A 25,040-nucleotide genomic window follows, 5' to 3' on the forward strand; every position below is an offset into this window, starting at 1 on the left:
CAGGGCCCTCAACGGCCGATGAAAATGGTGTCGACGACGGCGTCGGACGACGGTTCTGCGGCGCGATCGGCGCGATAGGCGGTGATGCGATAACGCACGAACACCTTTTCGCTGGCCGGGATCTCGCCCACGTTCAATTGCCCGCCGCCGATGCACTGATCGATGTTGCGCACGCGCGCGTCGGGCTCGGGCGTGCCGGCGGGCGCGATCGAGGCCGCGGTGCCGAACGCCGCCGGGTCGAAGCCGCCGCAGCGCTCTTCCAGCCGCGTGGAGGCGCCGACCAGGGTCTCGGCCTGACGCGCCAGGTCCTCGGCGCGCTGGAAGGCCACGTTGGTGGCCAGGTAGTTGGCCGACATGCGCTCCTGCATCGTCGCGACCTGCATGCCGGTGATGCCGAGCAGGGCCAGGATGATCAGGAAGATCAGCGCCACGTACAGCGCGGCGCCTTGTTGCTTGCGCGGACCGTTGAATCCGGAACGACTCATGGGGCCTGTCTCCTCAGTTCTCGAACAGGCGGTTGCGCTGGGCAACGGTGGTTTCGTAAACGGAGCGGTAGTAGCCGTCGTCCTGCGGGGTCACCAGGGTGCCCAGCACCGACATGCGCTGCGTGGCCGCATCCATCTGCGCCGAGACGGCGCCTTCGGAGCTGCGCATCACCAGCCCGACCTGGACCGAGCCGATGCGGCGCCACAGACTGGCGTTGTTGCCGTTGGGGTTGGTCACGCCGCCGCCGACCTGGTTGGCGGTCCAGCTGGTGGTGATGTAGCCGCTGGGCGGCGCGTTCGCCGCGGTGACGCGGTCCTGGCCATAGAGCAGTTGCAGCGACTCGACGCCCTCGACCAGTTCCTCGCGCCGATCCGGTCCGACCGCATCCAAGCCGCCGGCGGCGTTGCGCACGAAGCGGGCGCGATACAGGGACGGACCGGGCGTGCCGGTACCGCCGGAACCCGCGCCGATCCCGACGAAATACACCACCACTTCAGCCCGATACAGCGTGGCCTTGGCGGCGTCGTAGAAGTCGCGGTCGCCCATGAAATTGGAGCGGTTCAGCGGGTCGGCGGCCGAAGACACCGTGATCGCGCCCGTGCCCGCGTTCACCGCGCCGGCGAATACGCTGGCGCGCTTGCAGTCGCCGATGCCGAACAGGCCGGAACCGCCGGTGGTGACGTCGGTCGTTTCCGGGGTCAGGGTGCTGACCGGATCGCCGCCGGTGAAGGCGGTCATGCCGGTACCGATCGGCCAGAAATAGCGCAGCACCAGGATGTCGCTGCCCGCGACCGGCTGCAGACCGCCGATCTCGGCCGGCAGGGCCGGATTCCACTGGTTCACGTTACCCAGCACCGGCGCGCCGCTGGCGACGTTGACGGTGTCGCCCGGCGCGGTGTTCACCGCTTCGAAGCCCTGCATGCCGACGTCGAAGCGCAGCAGATAGGGCGCGTTCTGGAAATTGCTGGCGACGCGGTCGGCCTGATTCAGGAACAGCAGGTTCAAGCCCTCCTCGGCCGGCACCGCCGCCTGCAACAGCGCGGTGTCGTTGATGCAGCCCAGGTGTCCGGCCATGCGCAGGTCGCGTTCCAGCGAGTCCATCGCGAAACGCGCGTTCTCCTGCGCGCGGCCGATGCCCTCGGCCAGACGGTAGGCCGAGCGCGAAGCCGACATCACCTGCACCAGGCCCAGCATCAGCACCATGCCGATCGCCAGCGCGACCATCAGCTCGACCAGCGACAGACCCTGCTGGGAGCGTTCGGAAATATTCGGATGACGAGTCATAGCCGTGTGGTCACCACGTAAGTCGATTGAGCCTGGCCCAAGGCGGCCTGGCTGAGGTCGTCGGCCCAACGCAGGGTCACGGTCACGACGTCGCCGTTGAACACCACCTGGCCCTGCCCGCCCGGCAGGCTGGAGCTGACTTCGCAACGCCACACGTTCATGTTGGCGTTGAAGTCGATCGCCGCGCCGCGGCCGCAGCCGCCGGCGGCGGGCGTGGCGGGGAAGCTGTTGAAGGTCAGCGAGCTGTACTGGCGCGCCACCACCCGGTTGGTGCGCATCATGTCGATGACCTGGTGCGACAGATTGACCGCGGTGGTGCGGTGGTTCGCACTTTGGGTGTAACGGATGTTGAGCGTCTGCAGGAAGGCCAGGCCGAGCAGGCCGAAGGCCAGCACCAGCAGCGCGATCAGCACTTCGATCAGGGAGAAGCCGCCGACGGAACGCCGCGACGGCGCCCCGGCGCGTGAGGGGCACCGGCTCATGAGCAGCTTTCCTTCTGGATGCGGACCTGACCGGCGCGGGTAATGGTCAGGCGACGTTGCTTGTTGGCGGCCCCGGTCGTGCAATCCACGGTGTGGGCGGTGAGCACGGCGTTGGCCGCCGGCGCCGTCATGCGGCCACGGCGGTCGAACACGATGCTGGGCACCGCGGCCCCGGCCGAGGCCAGCGCCACCTGCGCCGGGTTGCCCTGGAAGTAGCGGATCGTCGGCTCGTTAGCCGCCTTGGCACCGTCGGTGTTGGCGTCGTTCCAGACCAGCCAGCCCGCGCTCCAGTCGGCGGCACAGGTCGCACCGTCGGCACTGGGGCATACACCGCCGGCACGGTTGCTGCGCATGGCCTCGCTACGAGCGAGGTTGACGCCGGCGATCATGGAATTGGACGCCGCGGCCAGGCGGTTGTTGTTCAAGGATTCGGTGAACGACGGCCAGCCCAAGGCCAGCAATACGCCCAGGACGGCGATCGCGATCATCAATTCCATCAGGGTAAAGCCCTGATTGGCACTCAATCTGGACATGCTCTCTCCCCAGCATTCACGAAAACGATGCTAAAGGAGTGTTCTTAAGTAACAAGTCTTGACCGGACAGGCGGTCAAGCGGTGCGGACAGGCGTGCCAAACAGTGTCATTTTGTGACAAAGAACTGGCCACGAATGCGACTTAAATCCGGAACGCGCGCACGCCAATGCAGTTTTGCGCGGATCACGCAGTCCGGTGACGGTGCAAGAAGCCAGCCTTCCGCGATGCGGCAGCATCGAGGCCCGGGCTTTGCGGGACGCCTGCCGGTCGTAGCGCATCGGGCCATGGAGTGCCCGGGCAAGCACGGGAGGCGTGCGTAGTTATACAGCGCTCAGACGAGCGCTTGCCTGCTGGCCATGGGGGTGCTTCCTGGCCCACGCCACGCGCACGCTAGCGGCCAGGCAGCAGCCGCAGAGAGACTCGGTCAGGACGATGAGGCGCCTGTCCACTGCCACGGCACCGGCACCAGAACCGGCCCTGCGCCGCGCCGATGCCGGGCCTTAAATCTGCGTGCCTGAGCCGGGCAACGTCACCAGCAAGACGACAGATCGGCGCTACCGCTGCTGGTCTTGGTGCCGGCCTGATTGAGCCCCAGGGTCGCGCAGGCGGTGTCGCTGGCCTGGGCGCCCACCGGTGTGGCCTGGAGCGTAAAGCTGTTGGCGGTCTCGTCTCCGGAGCGGCTGTAGGTGTACGCGGCCGTTCCCTCACGCGGAGATCGCCGATCCGCCGCCGGCACCGAGGCCCAGAAACCTTCGTAAGTATTGTTGATGGTATGGAAGCGCTCGGCGCGTTGAGCCAACTCGACCAGATCGGCCTTGGCCTGCCCCCGCCGCGATTTGCGCACGCTGTCCATATAGGCGGGATAGGCGACCGCGGCCAGGATGCCGACGATCGCCACCGCGATCATCAATTCGATCAGGGTGAAACCCCGCGGCGCCCATGCGGGGGCCGCACGGCCGCGCCGTTGTTGGGGGTACGGCATGGTTCCATTTCCGAATGGGCTCATCGCACCTGCCTCCACGACTGCCGCCCGCAGGGGCGCTCCATGTAGCCGCCGCGATCGAGGATCAACGTGCACGGCGGCGGCGGCGGCGGCGGGCTGCCCGGCGGCGGCGGATCTGCCAGGTTCGGCGGCGGCTTGGGCAGGTAGATGTCGGTGGTGCGATCCGGCGCGCCGGTATCGTCGCCCGTCGAAACCGCGCCGCAATCGGCGCCGCAGATCGCCGGACCGTCCGGGCCGTTGCGCAGGCCGCCGAGCGCGCCCGCACCCGAGTTCATGTCCAGGCCGTAGCGCCAATTGCGCACGCCGGCCGTGCAGTCGTCGCCTTGCGGTTCGAACGTAGTGAAAAATACCTTGCCGCTCTGCAGCCTGGGCGTTCCGATGAAACGCTCGCCGCGCCCCGGATCTCCGACCTTCAGGTCGACGAACCAGCCGTCGCTGCCGCTCGAGGCCTGGCTGACGCCGCGGCTCTGGGTGCCAGTCGCATCCGCCGGCAGCGCCCGCAAGCTCTGCTCGCCCAGGGTGCTGCGCCCACCGGAGATGCGGATGCTGCAGTTGGCCTGCGTACAACGGTCGAAGATGGCGTACAGGCTTTGCACAGGCGGATTCGGCGGCACGATTTCGTCGCCCACGACGAAGTAGCGGCCGGTTCCGAAGTACAGCGAGGTGCCGCCGCCAGGGCCGTTGGCGATCTCGATGCCGCCGGTGATCGGCTGCGCCCGGCCGGCGGCATCGGTCGCCGTGAACAGGGGCTGGCCGCCGAAGGCCACGTTCCAGGACGAAATCGCGCTGCCGGACAGGTCGAAACGCCAAAGGTTGCCCTTGAGGTCGCCGCCGTAGACGGTGTCGACCAGACCGTCGGTGTTGTACAGCGCGGCCGCGGCGATGTTCATCAGGCCATTGGCGGCATTGAACGAGGCCGCGTTCGGCTTCAAGCGCGCAAGCACGGCGCCGGTGTTGACGTCGACCACGAACAGGGCCGGCGCGCCGCCGTGCGAATTCACGCCATTGCCGAACAGCGCCACCCAACGCGGACCCGCCGGCCCCGCCACCGGCACGATCACCGGCCGCCCCATCACATGGCCCAGATCGTCGAGCACGGCATTGCCGCCGTTGGTGCCGCGCAGTTCCCACAAGACGGAGCCGTCGCCGAACTGCGTCGGATCGGTCACGTTCAAACCGGAAACGGAGCGTCCGCCCGCACCGGCAGCGGCCACCAGCAAGGTGCGCCAGCCCCCGCTGTTGGTATTGGGCACGTCCGAAGCCGCGATCTCGCCGTCCATCGTATAGACGTGGAGGTAGCCCGGGTTGGCCAACTGGCCCATGCGTTCGCGCGCGGCGGAAGGAATGTAGGCGAAACGCTCGGCGCCGCCGCTGGCGCCGGCATCGAAGGCGTGCAGCATGCCGTCGTTGGCGCCGACGTAGGCGGTCGCGTGGGCCGGGTTCTTGGCGGCCAGGAACTGCTTGTAGCTCTGGCCCAGCGCCCCCTTCCATGCCGGCGTGGTCGCACCGTCCCAGGCGCCGTAACCGTAGTCGTCGCGCGCACCGACGATCTCGACGGAGGAGTTGACGATATCGCCCAGCAATGCCGAGCGCACGCGGAACGGACGCGCGTTGAGCCCGCCGCGCAGGTAGGTCACCAGGTTGTCGTCGCTTTGGCCCTGTAGCCACAGATCGTCGGCCGGCTGCAGACCGAGCCTGGCGCGGGCCGTCGATGCGGGCGCGAACCCGGCCAGGTTGGCCGCGGTGAACTCGCGCACGCTGACCGTACCCTGCACCGCGCCGCCGTTGCCGAGCGCGGTCGGCGCCATCACGGTACGGATATTGCGGCTGCCGGGCGTGCGTGCGGCCAGCAGGCCGGCCGCGCTCCAGCGCTGCGTGCCCTTGCTGCCGTCGGCGTTGAGGTTATAGGCGACCAGATCGCCGGACCAGTCGTTGGAGTTGTCCGGCACCCGGAACGAAGACTCGATCGCGAACGAGGTGCCCTGGTTCAGGCGTACGCCGGATGCGGAACCACCACTGACCGGCGCCTTGCCCAGGGCGCGGTTGATCAGTTCGCGCAGCTGTTGCTTCAGCTTCGACGGATTGCGCGCCATCAGGTAGTTGTCCGGCTGGCCATCGCGGTCGTTGTCCCAATCCGGGGCGCCGTCGCCGTTGGTGTCGACGGCGCTGGCGCCGTATTTGGCCGCGTACCACAGCGGACTCTGCAAGGAGCCGCCAGCCTGACCGGCCGGCGTGAAACGCTCGACCTTGGGCCTGCGCCAGGCATTGTTGACCGGGCCGTTCATCGGGTAATTGGTCGCGTGGGGAGTCGCGCCGGTGAGCAGGTTGAAGGTCGCGCCGCCGCTGCAGTTCGGGCAGGGAGGCGAGCTGCCGGCATTCGGCGGCGCCGGCCGGAACACGATCGGATAGACGCCGTCGCGCCCGTTGCTGCCGGAGATGCCGAAACCGACGTTGACGGGGTTGCCGCTGGAGACGCCGATGAACTCGGTCCGCACCAGCACTTCGTTGGCGCCGACCAGCGGCCGGTTATTGGCGCCGGTGCAGGCCGCCGAGTCGCTGCCCCAGCAGATGTCGTAGCCGTCGAAGTCGCCGTTGGCGTCGTACTGGCAAGCGTTGCCGACACAGTAGGTCAGCATGTAGACGAAGTCGCGATCGTTGGCTTCGCCTTCGGGCGAGCCGTCCCAGCTGAACATGAAACTGCCGGCGCGGCCGTCCGCGGCGATGTCGCGGCCATAGACGTAGCCCTTGGCGGTCGCGGCCTTTTGCGCGCCGGCCAGGGTGTCGCCGAGCTGGCAGACGCGTTCGTGGGGGTCGTTCGGATTGGGCACGCAATAAGGCGTCAGGCTCAGTGTGCCGGCGCCAGTACGGACCTCGATCTTGGGCAGGGAATCGGCCAGGGCCACCGCATACGTGGTGACGTTGATCTTGGTGGCCGCCGGCTTGCCGGCCAAGCCGGGACGCAGGTCGGTGGCGTAGGCGGCCTTGGCCAGGCCGGCGACCAGGTAGCTGCCTTCGCGGTACGGCGCGTCGTCGCAGACGCCGCGCACGAACGACAGATCGCTGATCGGCGTCGCGCGGCAGACGAACTTGTGCGAATTGGCCAGGTTGCCGCTCGCGCTGGCGTCGTCCGGCGCCTGGGCGCCGAAGCCGACGAAATAGTTCTTGCCGTACAGGCCTTCGTCGGCGCCCAGGGCCGCGGTGGCGGCGGCCGCCGACTGCAGCCCGGGCACGCCGGGCACGCTGTTGCCGTCGTAGGTATTGGTGCCGCTGGACAGGATCATGATGCTGCAGTCGGCGCAGTAGGGGTTGCCGCCGCCGTAGGCGCCGGCCGCGGCGGCACCGTAGGGATCCACCCAGGCCGGCCTGGGGCCGCCCCTGACGTCGTTGCCCGGGTTGGCGACGAAGCTCGCGGTGGGCGTGGTCTGCCCGGCGATGTAGCGCAGCGCCTCGGCGTACATCTCGCCGACCGGATTGCCCCAGGGCGTGCAGGCCCAGCCGGCGCCAGGATCGTCGATGGTGCCGTTGCCGATGCTGGTGCGATTGGTGGCGCCCCAGCCGCCGCAGTCCGCGCCCCAGCCGAAGCCGTTCCAAGCCGTGTTGGTTCCGGCCCAGGCGACGATCTTGAAGCGGCTCAAGGTATTGACGATGCCCTGGCTGCCGTCGGTCTGATTGCAGAAGGTGCCGTCGGACAGTCGCACTTCGTCGCCGGCCGCGCATTGCGCGGGGTCGCCGCCGTTGCCGGCGAACCGGCCCACGTTCTTGCGCAGCACGCCGCCGGCACGCGGCTTGCTGTAGCTGCCGGAGACCAGGCCGAAACGCATCTTTCCGGACTCGCCGAATTCCTGCAGCAACCCTATCGGCTTGAAAGAACTGCCGTAGCGCGAGCAGAAGCGCTCGCGCGAGGCCTCCGCCACGTTCGGATCGCAGACGTGCACCCGCAAGGTGAAGTCCTGGATCGCCGTCGGGCGGTCGCCGTCGCCGTCGCCGCCGTTGCGCGCGATGCATTGGGTGAACTCGGTGACGCCCCAGCTCGGGAACGCGCCCTGCGCCATCCGCAACAACGGCGGGCCGTTGTCCGCCAGGCTGACGTTGCAGAACGTCATCGCCTGGCCCGACGGGGCGACGCCGACGTACTGCGCCAGGTCGGCGCCCCGGTAGATCTTGGCCCAGGCGTGCATGTCGCTGGGAATGTGCGCGCGCTCCAGCACCGTCAGGGCCGCGGTGTCGACGACGCGCCGTCCTCCGTACAAGACGTACTGCAGGACATCCAACCGGCTCATCGTGACCCAGTTGAGGAAGTTGCCGCTCCAGCCGTTGCCGCCGCACTTGTGGTCGGTGGTGCGGCCGGCCCGCGCCTTGAACCGACCGGCGCCGCTGTCGTAGAGGTAGCACAGGAAGGGATCGAAATAGCCTTCGTAGTCGAAGTTGTTGTTGTAGCTGTTGTCGACCACGCCGTCCCCGTCCAGGTCGGTGTAGTCGGTATAGGCCTTGTCGAACAGCTGTTCGTCGCGCGAGGCCACCAGCATCATCAGCGGCGGGGTATTGCCGCCCAGATACAGCGGTTTGTCGGCCAGCATGTAGTCGTTGACGGCGGCCTGGCTTGGCAAGCCGCGCTCGAGCAGCAGCACGGACAGCAACAGCAGGGCGCCAACGCGGCATCGGGTCCAGAGGCTCATAGGGGGCACCCGTCCGCTCAGGGAATGTAGATGGTGTCGACCACCGCGATCGCGGTGGCCGAGGCGTCGTGGTCGCCGCTCAAGGCGCTGACCTGGTAGATGTTGTCGGTCTGCTCGTTTTCCTTGCCGCCGCGCTTGAGGCTGCCGGGGCCGCCCGCGCAGCGGTCGATGCGCCGTACGTGGGTGTCGCGCGAGTTGGGATTGCTGAGCGGGTCGGACCAGGCGCCGACGTCGAAGGCCTCGTCGCAGCTCTCTTCGTCGGCGGCGAAGGTGCCCTTGCCGCCGAACATCGCCGTCGCGATCGCGGCCTCGCGCTCGCGCGCCACCGCCTCGGCGTTTTGAAACGCGGCGTTCACCCGGTTGTAGTTCGAGGACATGCGCTCCTGCAGGCTGGTGACCTGCATACCGACGATGCCGAGCAAGGCCAGCAGGATCAGCATGATCATCGCCACGTACAGCACGGCGCCGCGCTGTCGCTGCGGGAAACGTTGAGGAAGGCGCGGATGCGGCATGACGACTCCGTTACTTGCCGTAAAGACGGTTGCGCAAGGCGATGCTCGACTCGTACACCGAGCGATAGCGACCGTCGCCCGGCGGCGTCACTCGCAGGCCGAGCAGGCTCGGAACCGCGACGGCGGGCGCCACACCCGCGCGCTCGGTGCTACGACTGAGGAAGGCGACCTGGACCATGCCGACCCGCCGCCACGGCAGGCGATCGCCGCCGGGCTGGATCACCCGCGCCACGTCCTGGCGCGCGACATAGCCCGAAGGCGCGCGCGTCTGGTCGGTGGTGAGGTCCATGCCGTAGATCAGCTGCATGTTCTCTATTCCTTCGACCAGTTCCTCCGGCCGCCCCCCGACCACGGCGACCGCGCCGCTGCCCGGCGCGGCGGTGAAACGCGCCCGATACAGGGCAGGCTCGCCGGCGGCGTTGAGCGCGACGTAATAGGCCTCGCTTTCGGCGCGAAACAGCTGGCTGCCCTTCAGCGTTTCCAAGGACAGGTCCGAGCGGTTGAGACCGGTCGGGTTGACCGTGATCGTGGCGCCGGAAGCGGCGACGCTGACCGCCGTGGCCTGGAACGCGACCGCCTTCTGACAGCTGCCGACCGCGAACAGGCCGGGGTTGGCGATACCGGAGGCCTCGTTCAAACGGGCCCAACCCGCGCTGGCGACGCTGATCGTATTGGCCGTGGCCGCGCGCACCGGCACGCTCTCGGCGGTGAAGTAACGCAGCAACACCACGTCGCTGCCCGCCATCGGCGCCGGCGTCAGGCCCTGCACATACGCAGGCAAGGCCGGCGAGCCCGCCCAGGCGCCGCCGCCGGCCGGCAGCGTCAGGCTGTCGCCGGGCGCGGTATTGGCCGCTTCGAAGCCCTGTATCGCGGCCTGGAACTGCAACGGCTCGGGTGCGGTTTCGAGTTGCGCGTTGGTCGGCACGGTCTGGGCGACGAAGGTGGAGCGAAACCCCAGCACGCCCGGCAGGAAGCGGACCTGATCGCTGTAGCAGCCCATATGCCCGGCCATGCGCAGGTCGCGCTGCAGATAATCCATCGCGAAACGGCTGTTCTCCTGCACCCGCGACAGGCCTTCGGACAGCTTGTAGGTGATGCGCGAGGCCTCGAACACCTGCACCAGCCCCAGCATCAACAACGCGCCCAGCACCAGCGAAATCATCAGCTCGACCAGGCTGAAACCCCGCGGCAACGCTGCCGGCCTCATAGCTGCGTCTCCAGGGTCACCCGCCCGTTGCTGTTGGCGCCGACCTCGCCGACCTCGCCGTTGGCGTCCGACCAGCTGATGGTGACCGTCATCCGCATGCCGTTCTGGACCACGTCGGCGTAGGCCTGGCCGCCCAAGGCGGCGCGCACCTGGCAGCGCCAGCGCTCCATGCTGGCGGCCGGCGACACCGCGGCGACGGGACGCGAGCAGTTGCTGCCGCTCACGCTTCCGAAGCTGGCGCGGTTGATGGCGGTGTACTGCGGCGACTGCCAGCGGTTGGCGCGCACCTGGTCGAGCAGGTCGTAGGCCAGGTTGGTCGCCTGCGTGCGCAGGTTGGCGCTCTGGGTGTAGCGCACGCTCAGGGTCTGCACCATCGCGAAGCCCAGCAACCCGAGCGCGATCACCACCAGCGCGACCAGCACTTCGATCAGGGTGAAGCCGCCCTGCGCGCGGCGACGCGGCGGCGTTGACCGTGCGCGCGCGCTCACGAGCACAGCTCCCGTTGCATGCGCAGCTGGCCGGTGGCGGCCACCACGATGGTGCGCACCTGGTTGGCGCCCGGGCTGCACTCCTGCGGCCGCAGGGTGAAATTGCGCGCGTTGCCGTCGCGCAGGCGGCCACGGGTGTCGAACTGGAATACGGTGGTGCTGCCGGCATCGGCCGCGACCGTCAGCGCGATCTGCGCGGGCGCGCGCACGTAGCGCATGACCTCGTCGGCCGTAGGCGCGTTGTCGTTGTTGCGGTCGGTCCAGACGATCCAGCCGTCGCCCCAGCCGCCGCCGCAACTGCTGCCGTCGGCGCTGGTGCAGACCCGCCCGCCCTGCGGACTGCGCAAGGCCTCGCTGCGGGCCAGGCTCATGGTCGCGATCAGTTCGTTCGCGGACGTGGCCACGCGGTTGGAGCGCAGGCTCTCCTGGAAGCTGGGCAGCCCCCAGCCCACCAGGATCGCCACGATGGCGATCGCGACCACCAGTTCCAGCAGGGTGAAGCCCTGGCTGTTTCCGCTCGGCATCGCACCCCTCCTCCGTAGACGGGTGCATGCTTATTCTATAAACGGAAAATTAAAACCCGATCCGGACAAACGGTCGGCGACCGAGGGCGGACGGCTTGCGGTCCAGCGTCTTGGTGCCGTGCGCGCACAGGATTCGCTCCTGTACGCACGCGGTGCGCAAACTACTGTTTCTCCGGCTTATTCTCGCCCACCGGGCCTAGTGCGCAAGAAAACCACTAATCGCGCTGGGTAATGTCATGTCGAAGACCGACACGAGGCACAGCTTTTCCATTCAGGAAAACCCATCTAATCGGCCGTCGCTGTTGGCACGGCTGCAGTCCGCGCCCCGAAGCCAGGGCGCCCAGATGACGCCCCTGCTCGTCCGAACCGGTGCGGCCAAGCCCGCCGCTCAGGTCACGACCCGATAGCAAGGCCGGTACTCACCCGCGATCTTCATGCGGCGCTGTTCGACGAAGGCGCGCAGCAGCGCGTCCAGCGACTGCATCATGTCGGCGTCGCCGTGGATCTCGAACGGGCCGAACTCCTCGATCCGGCGCATGCCGTCTTCCTTGACGTTGCCGGCGACGATGCCGGAGAAGGCGCGGCGCAGGTCGGCCGCCAGCTCGTGCGGCTTGCGGCCGTGGTGCAGGTCCAGCCCCGCCATCGCCTCGTGGCTGGGTACGAACGGCTGCTGGAACTCGACCGGAATGTCGATCGACCAGTTGAAGTAGAACGAGTCCTTCTGGGCGATGCGGTGTTCGCGCACCTTGCGGATGCCCACGGACATGCGCTTGGCCACCGCCTCCGGGTCGCCGACGATGATCTCGTAGCGCGAGGTCGCCGCCTCGCCCAGGGTCAGGCGCAGGAAACGGTCGATCTGCTCGAAGTACGGCGCCGAGGCCACCGGGCCGGTCAGGATCAGCGGGAACGGCAGATGCGCGTTTTCCTCGCGCAGCAGGATGCCCAGCAGGTACAGGATCTCCTCGGCGGTGCCGACGCCGCCCGGGAACACGATGATGCCGTGGCCCAGGCGCACGAAGGCCTCCAGGCGCTTTTCGATGTCCGGCATGATCACCAGGTGGTTCACGATCGGATTCGGCGACTCGGCCGCGATGATGCCCGGCTCGGTGATGCCGATGTAGCGCATGCGGCGCTTGCGCTGCTTGGCGTGGGCGATGGTCGCGCCCTTCATCGGCCCCTTCATCGCGCCCGGGCCGCAGCCCGTGCAGATGTCCAGGCCGCGCAGGCCCAGCTCGTAGCCGACCTGCTTGGTGTAGATGTACTCGTCGCGCGAGATCGAATGGCCGCCCCAGCAGACCACCAGATTGGGGTCGGCCGGGTGCAGGATGCGCGCGTTGCGCAGCAGCCCGAACACCGCGTCGGTGATGCCGTCGCTGCTCTTGAGGTCGCGGCCGCCGTCGGCCGCCAGTTCGATCGCGGTATAGGCCAAGTCGCGGACCACCGCGAACAGCAGCTCGGCGACGCCGCGGATGATCTCGCCGTCGACGAAGGCCATGGCCGGCGCGTGGACTAGGTCGATGCGTACGCCGCGGTCCTGCTGGTGGACCTGGATGTCGAAGTCCGGGTACAGCTCGCGCGCCGCGCGCGGGTCGTCGGAGGCGCTGCCGCTGGTCAGCACGGCCAGGGCGCAGCGGCGCAGCAGGTCGTGCATGCCGGTGGAGGCGTCGCGCAGGCGCGCGACCTCGTCGCGGGACAGGACGTCCAGCCCGCCCTTGGGGTAGATGCGTGCGTTCACCGTCGGCAGGGCGGTGGTGATGGTTACGGTCATGCTTGCCTTCTCTTGGGTGTTCATCGTCGATAGTTGGACAGCGACTCTAGCGCAGGGGTCCCCATAAAAGAAAACGGCCGGGTTTCCCCGGCCGTTTCCTGGTGTCGCAAGGCTGGTTTCCGATCAGAACTTGTAGCGGAAGCTGATCTGGGCGGCCCAGCGGGAGATGCCCTTGTCGTCGTAGATGTTCAGGGCGTCCGGACCGTTGTAGCGGTACACGTACTTGCCGGCGTTGCCGACGCAGGTACCGGTCAGCGGAGCGCCGCCGGCGCCGCAGATGCCGCCGTACTCGACGATGCCGCGGTAGCCCGGGAACGACATTTCCTCGACGCTGCCCCACTTCTTGTTCAGCAGGTTGCCGACGTTGAGGATGTCCAGGGCGATTTCGGCCTTGTGGCCTTCCATGAAGCCCGGGATCTCCTGCGAGATGCGCATGTCGAACTGGTTCACCCAGCGGCCGTGCGCGGCGTTGCGCTCGGCGACTTCGCCCTTGTGCTGGCTCAGGTAGTCGTTCGAGTTGACGAACGCCCAGAAGCCGGCCGCTTCCGCCGCGCTGCCGAAGACCACGTCGGTGAGGTCCTTGGGGATGTACAGCAGGTCGTTGGCGCGGCCGTCGCCGTTGGCGTCGTTGTCGAAGGTGTAGCTGTACGGACGGCCCGAACGGCCTTCGTAGAACATCGACACGCTGGTGTTGTAGTCGCCGAAGAAGGCGTGCTTCCAGCTGACCGCCGCGGTGAAGCGGTTCTTGATCTCGTAGCTGGAAGTCGACGAAACCTCTTCGTTGGCCTGGAACACCGCGACGTTACCCAGCTGCGAACCCGAGGTGGAGCTGGTCAGCGGGCTGACTTCGTTGGCGTGGGTGTAGGTGTAAGCGAGCAACCACGACCAATCGCTGTCGTTGAACGGCTTGTTCAAGGACAGGGTCAGCTGCTGGCTTTCGCCCTTGCTGGTCGAACGGGCGATGATCGCGTCGTTGTAGCCGCGGTTGCGGTTGAAGCGCGCATCGGTACCGGTGCCCGTGCCCAGCTGGTTCCAGCTGTTCGGGCGCAGGCCGTTATTGGCGCCGGTGTTGTTCCAGTAGATCGCGCGACCGTCCTGACCGATGTAGGTCGGGGCACCGAGGTTCAGCTGCTGGTAGTAGATGCCTTCCTTGACCGAAGTCAGGACGACTTCCGCGGCGCCGACAACGCCCCACCACGGCAGCTCGGTATCGAACGCCAGGTTGGCCTTCCACACGGACGGCTGGCCCAGGTCGGGATCGATGAAATCGACCGACTGCACGCCCGGGGTGCCGCCGGTCTGGGCGATCGCGAGCTGGCCGTTCGGGTCCGGCGAGAAGACGTTGGTGCCGTTGGAGTCGAAATAATCGATGTACGACAGGCCGTTATTGGCATACGGGTTGGCCAGCCACACGGTCGCGGCCGAGCCCTGGAACAGGCCGATACCGCCGCGCAGCTGGGTCGGACGCTCGCTGTCGAAGGTGTAGTTGAAACCGAAGCGCGGCGAGAACAGGCCGTTGCCGTCGATGGTGGCGTCGTTGCGGTAGCCGAACGCGGTGGACGCAGCGGCGTTGTAGGTCGGCTTCTGATCGACCATCGGCTCGTCATAGCGCAGACCGAAGGTCAGGGTCAGGTTGTTGTTGACCGCCCAGCTGTCCTGCACGAACAGGCCCAGGTTCTTGAGCTTGAACTCGGCGGCCATGTTGTTGAGGTCGCCACCGCGCGGGTAGAACAGCTGATAGCGGCTGGAGTTGTTGCTCTCAAAGGACTTGGCGCAGCCGGCGCCGAGCGGACCGGCGGCGGTGTTGATGCAGTCGAAGGTGTAGACGCCGTTGGTGCGGCGGCCGAACAGGTTGTAGACCTCGTTCTCTTCGTAGTCCACACCGAACTTCAGGGTGTGGTCGCCGAGGAACAGGTTACCGGCGAAGAACGCGTTCTTCGTGGTGGTTTCCAGCACGTTGGCGTGGGTGTTCTCTTCGGTACCCAGGTTCAGCGTGGCCGAACCGATGCGGATCGCGATCGCCGGCAGGTTGGCCAGCGGGTTGCGCACGGCCGAGTAGTCGCGGTACGAAACCTTGGCTTCGGTGGAGAAGTTGTCGGTCCAATCGCTGAACAGCTGCGCGGTGTACGACTCGAGTTCGAAGTCGCGCACGTAGTGGTAGGTGTTCAGCGCCAGGGAGGTGTTGCCGAAGCCCTGCAGGTTGGCGGTGTTCTGCTCGGACTTGCTGTAGCGGAAGCTGGCGCGGTGGTTGTCGGTGATGTTCCAGTCGATCTTGATGCCGTACTCTTCGGCCTCCGAGTTCAGCGCCGGCTTGGCCAGCGTGCCCGGGTTGAAGCCCTTGAGGCCGGCCAGACGGATGACTTCGTCGATCTGCGCCTGGGTGATGTTGACGATGTTGCTCTCGCCCGAGCCGATCGGACCGAAACCGGAGTTACCGGTGAACAGGCCCTTGCCCTTGTAGTTCTCGTAGTTGGCGAAGAAGAACAGCTTGTCCTTGACCAGCGGGCCGCCGAAGGTGGCGCCGTAGGTGGTCTCGTTGTCGAACAGCTGCGGACGGATGTTGTTGCGGTTCTTGCCCGACCAATCGCCGTCGCGGTAGATGCCGTACAGCGAGCCGTGGAACTCGTTGGTGCCCGACTTGGTCACGGCGTTGATCACGCCGCCGGTGCCGCCGGAGATGGTGACGTCGTAGTTGGCGACGTCGACCGCCACTTCGTCGATGGTGTCCATCGAGAACGGCTGGCGCGGGGTCGGCAGGCTGTTGGATTCCAGGCCGAAGGAGTCGGCGGTGCTGATGCCGTCGACGCGGACCACGTTGTAGCGCGGGTTCTGGCCGCCGACCGAGATCTCGTTACGCGACTTGTCGGTCTGGGTGACGCGCGGGTCGAGGCGGACGTAGTCCTGCAGGTTGCGGTTGATCGACGGGAACGATTCCAGCTGCTGGCGGGTGACGTTGGAGCCGGCGCCCATCTTGGTCGCGCTGAACACTTCCGAGCCGCCGTAGGACACGGCCTGCACCGATTCCAGCGTGGTGACCGAGTTGTTCAGCGACACATCGACGTTGTTGACCTTGTCGAGGTTCAGGAACACGCCGTCCTGCGAGCCCGTACCGGCGCCTTCCTTGGTGGTGGTGATCACGTACGGACCGCCCACGCGCAGACCGCGCGCGTTGTAGCGGCCGTCGGCGTCGGTCACGGCACGGCTGACGGTGCCCGACTCGGTGTGGGTGATCGTGACTTCGGCGCCTACGACGGGTTGACCATCTGCGCCGACCACGCGACCGGCGACGCCGGCGGACGTGCTCTGCGCGAATACGGGCGCGGTGGCGAGAACGGCGAGCAGACCAAGCGTGAGCTTGGACAACCGGACGCTATTCGGATGGGTCATTACGATGGCCTCGGTAGCTTGGAAAACGTGGAATTCGTGGCGTGAGTCGGCGGGCGCCATGCGCCATACGCCGAAGACTGGTGGTGTTCCGCCCCTACCCGGGTGCAGCGCGTGCAGCCCCGCCGGGTTAACAGCAGTTTAACAGGCTAAGGGCGCTGTGTGACAGAGACGTGACCGGCGTCAAGGCTTGTCACACGGTGATGCAGTGCCAAGCTGAACGGGCCGATCGGGCAAAGTCCGGGGCCCGGGGCGGCAGGAGCCGCAGCGCCGCGGGCGCTTGTCGATCAGGCACGCTGGAGGCAGCGTGCGCGTGGATTTACATCCTCAGGTTGGCACTGGAAGCATGGGCGCTGAGGCTCCGCCCCGCCCGCCCTCAGGGCGGCGAAATCTGCAGATAGGTCCCCAGCCCGTCCAGGAACATCTGCACCGAGATCGCCACCAGCAGCATGCCCATCAGGCGTTCGATCGCGATCAGGGCGCGCCGGCCCAGCAGCTTGTACAGCAGGGTCGCCGAGAACAGGATCGCGGCGGTGGCGCCCCAGGCGATCATCAGCGCCAGGCTCCAGTCGCCCAGGCGGGTGGGCTCGTTGCTGCCCATCAGCATCACCGCGGCCATGCCCGAGGGGCCGGCCACCAGCGGGATCGCCATCGGCACGATGAAGGGCTCGCCCTCGGGCAGCTCGCCCATCAGACCTTCCGGCGGCGGGAAGATCATGCGGATGCCGATCAGGAACAGGACGATGCCGCCGGCGATCGAGACCGACTCCTGGCGCAGGTGCATCAGCTCCAGGGCGTACTTGCCGCCCCACAGGAACAGCATCAGCACGCCCAGCGCTATCAACAGCTCGCGCGCGAGCACGATGCGCTGGCGCTTGGGCGGCAGGCCACGCAGCAGGCTCAGGAACACCGGGATGTTGCCCAGCGGGTCCAGGATCAGGAACAGCAGCAGCGCGGCCGAGGCGATGGTCACGGGGCCGCGCGCTCCGGCAGCGGATGCCAGACCTGGCCGCGATGGACGGCGCCGGCGGGCGCCAGCAGGGTCACGCAGGCAGCCGCGTAGTCGCCCGGGTCGCGCGCTTCGCGGTCGTTCTCTTCGACATAGGCCTTGCCGCGCAGCGCGGTGCGCATCGGCCCCGGCTGCAGGCCGGCCACGCGCACCGGCGAGTTGCCGAGCTCGGCGTGGAGCATGCCGACCAGGGCCGCCAGCGAGTGCTGGGCCAGACCGTAGCCGCCCCAATAGGCGCGACCGACCCGGGCCGGGTCGTCCAGGGCGAACACCAGGGCCGAGTCCGGGGCCTGGGCCAGCAACGGCAGGCAGGCCTGCGACAGCCACCAGCGCGCGGTGAGGTTGACGTGGATGGCGCGCGCGAACGCGGCCGGATCGGTCTGCAGCAGCGGGGTCAGGCCGGGGAAGTCGGCCGCGCAATGCAGCACGCCGTCCAGACGGCCGAATTCGTCGCCGATGCGCTGCGCCAGTTCGGCGTAGTCGTCGGGCGAAGCGCCTTCCAGGTCCAGCGGATACAGCACCGGCTCCGGGCCGAGCTTGGCGGCGGCGTCGTAGACCCGGTTCAACTTGGCCGGCTTGCGGCCCAACAGGATCGCAGTGGCGCCGGCGCGCGCGCAGGCCAGGGCCGCGGCGGCGCCGAGGCCGCCCTGCGCGCCGCTGACCAGCACGACGCGGTCGGCCAGGGCCTGGTCGCCGACGGGTGCCGCTACCGCGCTCACTGGCGCTGGGTCTCGCTGATCATCCGCGCCAGCTCGCCGGACTCGAACAGCTCCAGGGTGATGTCGCAGCCGCCGATCAACTCGCCGTGGATGAACAACTGCGGGAAGGTCGGCCAGTTGGAATAGCGCGGCAGATTGGCGCGGATCTCCGGATCCTCCAGCACGTTGACCGTATGCAGCACGGTCGCGCCGGCGGCCTTGAGCGCCTGCACCGCGCGGCTGGAAAAGCCGCACATCGGGAACTGCGCGGTCCCCTTCATGAAAAGGACGATCGGATGGCCTTCGACTTCGGCTTGGATCCGTTCCATAACGGACATGGGGCAACTCCTGCAATGCTCTGTTGCGCCGTATACGTTCAGGCAACAGGGCGTGGGGATAGAATGAGCAATTGTAAGCCTTCACGGCAGCGGACACGCGACCCGGCAGCGGTAAGCGGCCCGTCGCCTCCCCCTAGCCAGCCCCCAGAATCCAGCAAGGAGCCCGCCAATGGCCATCGAACTGCCCGCCCTGCCCTACGACCGCACCGCGCTCGAGCCGCACATCTCCGGCGAGACCATCGACTTCCACTACGGCAAGCATCACCAGGCCTACGTGACCAACCTCAACAACATGATCCCCGGCACCGAGTTCGCCGACATGTCGCTGGAGGACATCATCCGCAAGTCGCAGGGCGGCGTGTTCAACAACGCGGCGCAGATCTGGAACCACACCTTCTACTGGAACTGCCTGTCGCCGAAGGGCGGCGGCGAGCCGACCGGCAAGCTGGCCGAGCTGATCACCAAGTCCTTCGGCGATTTCGCCAAGTTCAAGGACGAGTTCACCAAGGTCACCGTCGGCACCTTCGGCTCGGGCTGGGGCTGGCTGGTGCAGCGCCCGGACGGTTCGCTGGCCCTGGTCAGCACCTCCAACGCCGCCACCCCGCTGACCGGCGAAGACACCCCGTTGCTGACCTGCGACGCCTGGGAACACGCCTACTACATCGACTACCGCAACGCTCGCCCGAAGTACGTCGAGTCGTTCTGGAACCTGGTCAACTGGGACTTCGTGGCTTCGAACCTGAAGTAAGCGTCGGACCGATGCGGTAAGCGAAACGGCCGGGGAGACCCGGCCGTTTTTCGTTGCGCGCCGGCGGTATCCGCATCGGCGGCGGCGGCGCGGTTCGCTCAGTCGCAGCTGAGGCCGAACTCGCGCTTGAACGCCTCGGCCTGCTCCGGCGGTTCGTGACTGAGCAAGGCGCAGCCGGTGAAGTTGCCCAGCGAGGCCTGGCGCTGGTCGTCGCGGTAGGTCCAGTCGACGATCTCCTTGCGCGCGAACTCGTAGCGCTGCCCCATGCGCACGCGATCCACGCGCTCGGGCCGGTTGTCGATGATCGCGGAGTAACCGCTGGCGGTTTCCTCCAGATCGGACAGCCAGAAAAATTCGGTGTAGCCGTCCTGTTCGATACCGACTTTGACCGAGAACGCCGACAGGTGCGGCGGCGGGTCCTTTTCGAGTGTCAGGAAACCGTCCAGCGAGGCACGCGCCTTGGCGAATGCGGCTTCCATGGCCGGATCGCCGGTCGCCACCTCGGTGACGTCGTCGGCCTTCGCGCGTTCCAGCACGGTCTTCGCACCGGTCGCTTCGGCGCAACCGGCCAGCAATATGACGGTCAACAAAACCTTGCGCATCCATGCCTCTCCAGTTCAGTGGACGCCCGCGTACCCCAGCGCAACTCGTAGGATGCGGTGAGCCGAAGGCGAACCGCATCGTCGCACGGCCGCGAACGCCGCCGCCACCGCGGCCAGTGCCTCGCTGCGATCAGCGCAGCCGCGCGATCACCGGCGCGACTTGCTCCTCGCGCCCCAGCGCACGGCCCACGCGCTCCAACGCCGCCGCGAGATCCCGCGCATCGTCGGCGCGCAGCGTGGCATGACCGACCTTGCGCCCCGCGCGCGAGGATTTGCCGTAGTCGTGCCAATGGCCGCCGGCTTCGCCGAGCATGGCCGTCGCATCGGGCATCTCGCCGATCCAGTTGAGCATGCAGGCCTGGCCGAGCATGCGCGTGTCGCCCAGCGGCAGGCCGAGCACGGCACGCAGGTGGTTCTGGAACTGCGAGGTCTCGCTGCCTTCGATGGTCCAATGGCCGGAGTTGTGCACGCGCGGCGCGAGTTCGTTGGCCAGCAGTTGGCCGCCGCGGCAGAACAGCTCCAGCGCGAACACGCCGACGTAGTCCAGGGCTTCGGCGAGCTTGCGCGCGTAGCCGTGCGCGGTGGCCGCGAGCGCCGCGTCCGCCTGCGCGGGCGCGAGACTGGCCGAGAGCACGCCGTCGACGTGCCAGTTCTCGGTGAGCGGCCAGGCCCGGAACTCGCCGTCGCGGCCGCGCACGGCGACCACCGACAGTTCGCGCTCGAAGCGCACGAAGCCTTCCAGGATCAGCCCCACCGTCGCCGCCTGCGCGCCCAGGGCGGCCCAGGCGGCTTCGGCGTCGGCCGGCGTCTTGATGCGGAACTGGCCCTTGCCGTCGTAGCCCAGGCGGCGAGTCTTGAGGATGCAGGGCGTGCCGATCGCGGCGATCGCCGCGTCCAGCGCGGCGCGGCTGGCGACGTCGGCGAACTCGGGCACCGGAATGCCGAGTTCGCGGAACAGGGTCTTCTCGGCCAGGCGGTCCTGGGCCACGGCCAGCGCGCGCGGGCTCGGGAACACCGGCACGCGTTCGGCCAGCCACTGCCCGGACTCGGCCGGGACGTTCTCGAAATCGAAGGTGGCCACGTCGATCTTGGACGCGAACTCGGCCAGCGCGGCCTGATCGGTGTAGTCGCCCACCACCATCGGCGCGAACTGACCGGCGCAGGCGTCGTCGGCGCTGTCCATGACCAGGAAGCGCAGACCCAGCGGCGCGCCGGACAGAGCGAGCATGCGGGCGAGCTGCCCGCCGCCGAGGATGCCGACCGTGGTCATTTGCGCGGATCGTCGTTGGCGAGCACGTCGTCGGTCTGCTTGGCGCGGAACGCGCTCAGGGCCTGACCGATCGCGGCGTGCTCCGGCGCCAGCAGCGCGGCCGCGAACAGCGCGGCGTTGGCGGCGCCGGCGTTGCCGATGGCGAAGGTGGCCACCGGGATGCCGGCCGGCATCTGCACGATCGACAGCAGCGAATCCATGCCATTGAGGGCCTTGGACTGCACCGGCACGCCCAGCACCGGCACCGCGGTCTTGGACGCCAGCATGCCCGGCAGGTGGGCGGCGCCGCCGGCGCCGGCGATGATCGCGCGCAGGCCGCGCGCGGCCGCGGTGTCGGCGTATTCGAACAGCACGTCCGGGGTGCGGTGCGCCGAGACCACGCGCACCTCGTACGGCACGCCCAGGGCCTCGAGCTTGGCGGCGGCGTGCTGCATGGTCTCCCAGTCGGAGCGCGAGCCCATGACGATGCCGACCAGCGGCGGTGCGGCGGAAGCGGGCGTGGGATCGGGCGAACCGGGTGCGGACATTGGTCGGGCCTTGGCGCAAAGACGTATTCTAACGCCCTGTCCCGTCGTATCGGCATCGCACCGTATGGATCGTAAACTGTTGGACCTGCTCGTCTGCCCGCTCACCCGCCAGCCCCTGCTGCCCCTGGACAACCGCGGCCTGCAGGCGCTGAACGCCGCGATCGCGGCCGGCGGCGTGGTCCGCGGCGACGGCAGTGCGCAAACCCAGGCGCTGCGCGAGGGCCTGATCACGCGCGACCGCAAAACCGTCTACCGCATCGACGACGGCATCCCGGTACTGCTGACCGAAGAAGCCATCGCCACCGCCCAGCTCGACGGCTTCCCCTCGGCATGAGCGCGCCTTTCGCGCCGCCGCCGGCCGAGCAGGTCGAGGCCGACGTCGCCCAGGCCCTGGCCGAGGACCTCGGCAGCGGCGACGTCACCGCCGCCCTGCTGCCGGACGTGGCCGACAGCGCCTACCTGCTGTGCAAGGAGCCGGCGGTGGTCTGCGGCCGGCCCTGGTTCGACGCCTGCCATCGCGCCCTGGACCCGGACGTGCGCATCGACTGGCGCGTGGCCGAGGGCGACCGCGTCGCCGCCGGCACCGTGCTGGCCACCCTGCAGGGCCGCGCGCGCGCCCTGGTCAGCGCCGAGCGCGCCTCGCTGAATTTCATGCAGACCCTGTCGGGCACGGCCACGGTCACCGCGGCCTACGTCGAGGCCGTGCGCGGCACCCGCGCCAAGATCCTCGATACCCGCAAGACCCTGCCCGGCCTGCGCCTGGCGCAGAAGTACGCGGTGCGCGTGGGCGGCGGCGTGAACCACCGCATCGGCCTGTACGACACGGTGATGCTGAAGGAAAACCACGTGCGCGCCGCCGGCTCGCTGAGCGCGGCGATCCAGGCCGCGCGCGCCATGCACCCGGGCCTGCCGCTGATCGTCGAGGTCGAATCGATCGCGCAATTGCACGAGGCCCTGGCGCAAGGCTGCGACCGCATCCTGATCGACGACTTCGACGCCGCCACCCGCCGCGAGGCGGTGCGGATCGCGTCCGGCGCGCCCTATCTGGGCAGGATTCCGCTGGAAGTCTCCGGCGGCGTCGACCTGGCCGGCCTGCGCGCGATCGCCGAGGACGGCGTCGACTGCATCTCGATCGGCGGCCTGACCAAGCACGTGCGCGCGATCGATCTGTCGCTGAAGCTGGGCCCGCCGCCGGGCCAGGCCTGAGGTTCTGGGGCAGGAGCGGCGTGAGCCGCGACCGTCTTCCATCGCCCACCGCGTCATCGCCGCGACTGCGGTGAGGCGGTCGCGGCTTACGCCGCTCCTACACGAGGCAGCGGCAGTCGTGCGTCAGCCGCCCCTCGTAGGATGCGGCGAGCGCAGCGAACCGCATCGCCGTGTACGACCCGCGCTCAACGCAACAGCACGAACCCCGTCAGCGCCGCCAGCACCACGCCGGCCAGCGCGGCCCAATGCCAGGACGGCCGCCCCAGCTTGACCGGGGCGGTGGCCGGCGCGGGCGCGCCTTCGGCCGCAGGCGCTTCCTGCAGGGAACCGGTCAGGCGGAAACGCAGCTGATCGAAACCGATCTCGTCGCCGACCTGGGCGATCGCGCGCAGCACGCGCTTGCCGTTGACCGTGGTGCCGTTGGTCGAGCCCAGGTCCTCGATCTGCAGACCGTCGTGGGTCGGGATCAGGCGCGCGTGCTGGCGCGACAGGCCGGCCTGGTCCAGTTGCAGCGCGCAGTCGGACGAGCGCCCGACGACGGTCGCGGCCAGCAAGGGGAAGCTGCGCCCGAACAGGTCGCCCGAGACTCCGCGCAACACATAGCGCGGCAGCACCGGCCGCACCGCGGTCACGCCGGGATCGTCGTTGGCCGAAGGCGGCAGCGCGCCGGACACACCGCCCTGGTGGCGCACGGCCGAGGGCCCGATCGCGGCCAGGCGCGCGCGCACTTCGTCGAAGCTGACGTCGTCGCCGGGCCGCAACGCGATCAGGCCGGCCGCGACCTGGCGGCCGTTGACGCGCACCTGGGCGCCGGGCGGCACGTCCAGCATCACGCCCTGCGCGCTCACGTGCAGCTGGCAGTGCTGGGGCATGACCCCGGGGCGGTCGAGCACGATGGTGGATTCGGGGTCGGAGCCGACCCGGTTGACGCCGTGGCCCAGCAATACCTGCGGATGCTCGCCGTCCGGAAAGACCAGTTTCATAGAGTTTGCGTTTTCCCCTGATGCGCGACAGCGTAGGGCATAACCCTTGCGAGTTGCGCATACCGAGGCCACATTAAAAGCATGCCTACTTTGATTCTGTTAATGATCCTGGGCGCCGCCGGGTTCTCGTTCTGGAGCGCCGGCCGCGCCGCCGCCGAGCGCGCCGAGGCCCTGGGCCGCGACGCCTGCAAGGCCGCCGGCGTGCAGTGGCTGGACCAGAGCGTGCACGCGACCGGGATGCGCCTGTGCCGGCACGACAACGGCTGGCTGGGGCTGGAGCGGACCTTCCGCTTCGACTACTCGCTGGACGGCGAGGACCGCCATATCGGCCGCATGGTGCTGCGCGGCGAGCGCCTGATCGCGTTCAGCGGGCCGGTGATGCGAGAGCCGACGCAGTTGCACTGAAGGGTGTTCGCCTTCGGAGCAGGTTCCCCGCTTTGCCCCGCCGCGGCTTGCGCTCTTTCTGTGGGAGCGGCGTAAGCCGCGATCGCGAAACTTCAGTTGCGGCGCCGATCCCTTGGCGCGATCGCGGCTTACGCCGCTCCCACAGGAAGCCGTGGTGACGTGGGAAGCTGGGCTGGCGGCGCCGATCCCTTGGCGCGATCGCGGCTTACGCCGCTCCCACAGGAAGCCGTGGTGACGCGGGAAGCTGGGCTGACGGCGCCGATCCCTTGGCGCGATCGCGGCTTACGCCGCTCCCACAGGAAGCCATGGTGACGCGGGAAGCTGGGCTGGCGACGCCGATCCGCTGGCGTGGCGCGGCTTGCGCCGCCCCTACCCCGCGACTAAACGCGGTGGGCTTACTTCACGACCCGCAGGTGGCCGCCGCGGCGCGGCGTGGGGGTGTGGGGGCCGTCGTCGTCGCCGTCGGGCAGCGGTTCGCTGGGCACCGCGGCCAGGGGCGCCGGGGCCGGCGACGTGGGCTCGTCGAAATCCTCGGCCGGGTCGTCGTGGCCGCCTTCGTTGGTGGTGGCCTCGTCCGGCAGAGCCATGCCCTGGCCGGTCTCGCGGGCGTAGATCGCCAACACCGCGCCCACCGGCACCGACACCGGATGGCTGACGCCGCCGAAGCGGGCGCTAAAGCGGATGGTGTCGTTGCCCATTTCCAGGCGCGAGACCGCGCGCTCGGCCACGTTGAGCACGATCTTGCCGTCCTTCACCGCGTGGGTCGGAACCTGGACCATCGGCCGGGTCGCATCGACCAGCAGGTGCGGGGTCATGCCGTTGTCGGCGATCCACTCGTACAGCGCCCGCAGCAGGTACGGGCGGTGGCTGGTCATGCTGGGGGCGTTCTCATCGCTCATGCCCGCCA

General features: G+C 68.5%; 24 protein-coding genes. 4 read left to right on the forward strand and 20 right to left on the reverse strand.

The genetic code is table 11. The annotated features are described in order from the left end of the window. Positions 1–8: 8 nt before the first annotated feature. The 15 genes from V1318_RS08035 to grxD all read right to left on the reverse strand — a co-directional run bounded on the left by V1318_RS08035 (position 9) and on the right by grxD (position 18,392). On the reverse strand, positions 9–485 hold the full coding sequence (locus tag V1318_RS08035) for a PilX N-terminal domain-containing pilus assembly protein (protein WP_332939127.1): 477 nt from the start codon (positions 483–485) through the stop codon (positions 9–11). A gap of 13 nt (positions 486–498) precedes the next feature. Continuing rightward, positions 499–1,770, reverse strand: coding sequence for a PilW family protein (locus V1318_RS08040; protein ID WP_332939128.1), 1,272 nt, complete (start codon positions 1,768–1,770; stop codon positions 499–501). After that, positions 1,767–2,252 (reverse strand): type IV pilus modification protein PilV, encoded by a 486-nt coding sequence (pilV, locus tag V1318_RS08045; RefSeq protein ID WP_332939129.1) that lies wholly within the window; start codon positions 2,250–2,252, stop codon positions 1,767–1,769. The genes V1318_RS08040 and pilV (V1318_RS08045) overlap by 4 nt, the downstream gene beginning before the upstream one ends. Continuing rightward, complete coding sequence (locus tag V1318_RS08050; RefSeq protein ID WP_332939130.1) at positions 2,249–2,785, reverse strand: GspH/FimT family pseudopilin; 537 nt, start codon at positions 2,783–2,785, stop codon at positions 2,249–2,251. The genes pilV (V1318_RS08045) and V1318_RS08050 overlap by 4 nt, the downstream gene beginning before the upstream one ends. Positions 2,786–3,314: 529 nt before the next feature. Then, positions 3,315–3,767, reverse strand: coding sequence for a type IV pilin protein (locus V1318_RS08055; protein ID WP_332939131.1), 453 nt, complete (start codon positions 3,765–3,767; stop codon positions 3,315–3,317). A 20-nt stretch (positions 3,768–3,787) separates the two neighbouring features. Beyond that, entirely contained in the window at positions 3,788–8,464 is a 4,677-nt protein-coding gene (locus tag V1318_RS08060; protein WP_332939132.1) for a PilC/PilY family type IV pilus protein, read from the reverse strand. 17 nt (positions 8,465–8,481) lie between these two features. Then, positions 8,482–8,976: a PilX N-terminal domain-containing pilus assembly protein gene (locus V1318_RS08065; RefSeq protein WP_332939133.1), complete on the reverse strand. Its 495-nt coding sequence runs from the start codon at positions 8,974–8,976 to the stop codon at positions 8,482–8,484. Between the two features lie 10 nt (positions 8,977–8,986). Beyond that, a complete protein-coding gene (locus tag V1318_RS08070; protein WP_332939134.1) occupies positions 8,987–10,183 on the reverse strand; it encodes a PilW family protein in 1,197 nt (398 codons plus the stop codon). Further along, positions 10,180–10,671: a type IV pilus modification protein PilV gene (gene pilV / locus V1318_RS08075; RefSeq protein ID WP_332939135.1), complete on the reverse strand. Its 492-nt coding sequence runs from the start codon at positions 10,669–10,671 to the stop codon at positions 10,180–10,182. The genes V1318_RS08070 and pilV (V1318_RS08075) overlap by 4 nt, the downstream gene beginning before the upstream one ends. Further along, positions 10,668–11,195 (reverse strand): GspH/FimT family pseudopilin, encoded by a 528-nt coding sequence (locus V1318_RS08080; RefSeq protein WP_332939136.1) that lies wholly within the window; start codon positions 11,193–11,195, stop codon positions 10,668–10,670. The genes pilV (V1318_RS08075) and V1318_RS08080 overlap by 4 nt, the downstream gene beginning before the upstream one ends. 388 nt (positions 11,196–11,583) lie before the next feature. Continuing rightward, the gene (gene ppnN / locus V1318_RS08085; RefSeq protein ID WP_332939137.1) at positions 11,584–12,987 is read right to left on the reverse strand and encodes a nucleotide 5'-monophosphate nucleosidase PpnN; all 1,404 of its coding nucleotides are present in this window, start codon (positions 12,985–12,987) and stop codon (positions 11,584–11,586) included. Between the two features lie 99 nt (positions 12,988–13,086). Beyond that, positions 13,087–16,350, reverse strand: a complete 3,264-nt coding sequence (locus V1318_RS08090; protein ID WP_332939139.1) for a TonB-dependent receptor — start codon at positions 16,348–16,350, stop codon at positions 13,087–13,089. A 373-nt stretch (positions 16,351–16,723) separates the two neighbouring features. Continuing rightward, positions 16,724–17,320 carry a YhgN family NAAT transporter gene (locus V1318_RS08095; protein WP_055902790.1) on the reverse strand — a complete coding sequence of 199 codons (597 nt, stop codon included), beginning with the start codon at positions 17,318–17,320 and terminating at the stop codon, positions 16,724–16,726. Next, positions 17,317–18,075: an SDR family NAD(P)-dependent oxidoreductase gene (locus V1318_RS08100; protein ID WP_332939140.1), complete on the reverse strand. Its 759-nt coding sequence runs from the start codon at positions 18,073–18,075 to the stop codon at positions 17,317–17,319. Before V1318_RS08100 ends, V1318_RS08095 begins: the two co-directional genes overlap by 4 nt. Next, positions 18,072–18,392: a Grx4 family monothiol glutaredoxin gene (gene grxD / locus V1318_RS08105; protein ID WP_056181547.1), complete on the reverse strand. Its 321-nt coding sequence runs from the start codon at positions 18,390–18,392 to the stop codon at positions 18,072–18,074. Before grxD ends, V1318_RS08100 begins: the two co-directional genes overlap by 4 nt. A gap of 169 nt (positions 18,393–18,561) precedes the next feature. Between grxD and V1318_RS08110 the strand changes: the two genes are divergently transcribed. Further along, positions 18,562–19,140, forward strand: coding sequence for a Fe-Mn family superoxide dismutase (locus V1318_RS08110; RefSeq protein WP_332939141.1), 579 nt, complete (start codon positions 18,562–18,564; stop codon positions 19,138–19,140). A gap of 98 nt (positions 19,141–19,238) precedes the next feature. Here the strand turns inward: V1318_RS08110 and V1318_RS08115 are convergent, their stop codons facing one another. From V1318_RS08115 to purE, 3 genes are all read right to left on the reverse strand, one after another. Further along, a complete protein-coding gene (locus V1318_RS08115; RefSeq protein ID WP_332939142.1) occupies positions 19,239–19,742 on the reverse strand; it encodes a DUF2314 domain-containing protein in 504 nt (167 codons plus the stop codon). A 130-nt stretch (positions 19,743–19,872) separates the two neighbouring features. Then, positions 19,873–21,012, reverse strand: a complete 1,140-nt coding sequence (locus tag V1318_RS08120; protein ID WP_332939143.1) for a 5-(carboxyamino)imidazole ribonucleotide synthase — start codon at positions 21,010–21,012, stop codon at positions 19,873–19,875. Then, the gene (gene purE / locus V1318_RS08125; protein WP_332939144.1) at positions 21,009–21,539 is read right to left on the reverse strand and encodes a 5-(carboxyamino)imidazole ribonucleotide mutase; all 531 of its coding nucleotides are present in this window, start codon (positions 21,537–21,539) and stop codon (positions 21,009–21,011) included. Before purE ends, V1318_RS08120 begins: the two co-directional genes overlap by 4 nt. A gap of 64 nt (positions 21,540–21,603) precedes the next feature. Here purE and V1318_RS08130 point away from each other — a divergent pair, with 64 nt between their 5' ends. Both V1318_RS08130 and nadC read left to right on the forward strand, forming a co-directional pair. Beyond that, positions 21,604–21,873: a Trm112 family protein gene (locus V1318_RS08130; RefSeq protein ID WP_056181532.1), complete on the forward strand. Its 270-nt coding sequence runs from the start codon at positions 21,604–21,606 to the stop codon at positions 21,871–21,873. Continuing rightward, positions 21,870–22,745: a carboxylating nicotinate-nucleotide diphosphorylase gene (nadC, locus tag V1318_RS08135; protein ID WP_332939145.1), complete on the forward strand. Its 876-nt coding sequence runs from the start codon at positions 21,870–21,872 to the stop codon at positions 22,743–22,745. Before V1318_RS08130 ends, nadC begins: the two co-directional genes overlap by 4 nt. Positions 22,746–22,930: 185 nt before the next feature. Here the strand turns inward: nadC and V1318_RS08140 are convergent, their stop codons facing one another. Further along, positions 22,931–23,728, reverse strand: a complete 798-nt coding sequence (locus tag V1318_RS08140; protein WP_332939147.1) for an FHA domain-containing protein — start codon at positions 23,726–23,728, stop codon at positions 22,931–22,933. Between the two features lie 81 nt (positions 23,729–23,809). On the opposite strand from V1318_RS08140, the gene V1318_RS08145 reads away from it, so the two are divergent. Further along, positions 23,810–24,133, forward strand: a complete 324-nt coding sequence (locus V1318_RS08145) for a DUF3301 domain-containing protein (RefSeq protein WP_332939148.1) — start codon at positions 23,810–23,812, stop codon at positions 24,131–24,133. Positions 24,134–24,528: 395 nt separating this feature from the next. On the opposite strand, the gene V1318_RS08150 is transcribed toward V1318_RS08145, so the two are convergent. Then, positions 24,529–25,032: a ClpXP protease specificity-enhancing factor gene (locus V1318_RS08150; protein ID WP_332939149.1), complete on the reverse strand. Its 504-nt coding sequence runs from the start codon at positions 25,030–25,032 to the stop codon at positions 24,529–24,531. Positions 25,033–25,040 lie beyond the last annotated feature (8 nt).

The sequence above is a fragment of the Lysobacter sp. CCNWLW3 genome (assembly GCF_036697405.1).
Classification (GTDB): domain Bacteria; phylum Pseudomonadota; class Gammaproteobacteria; order Xanthomonadales; family Xanthomonadaceae; genus Lysobacter.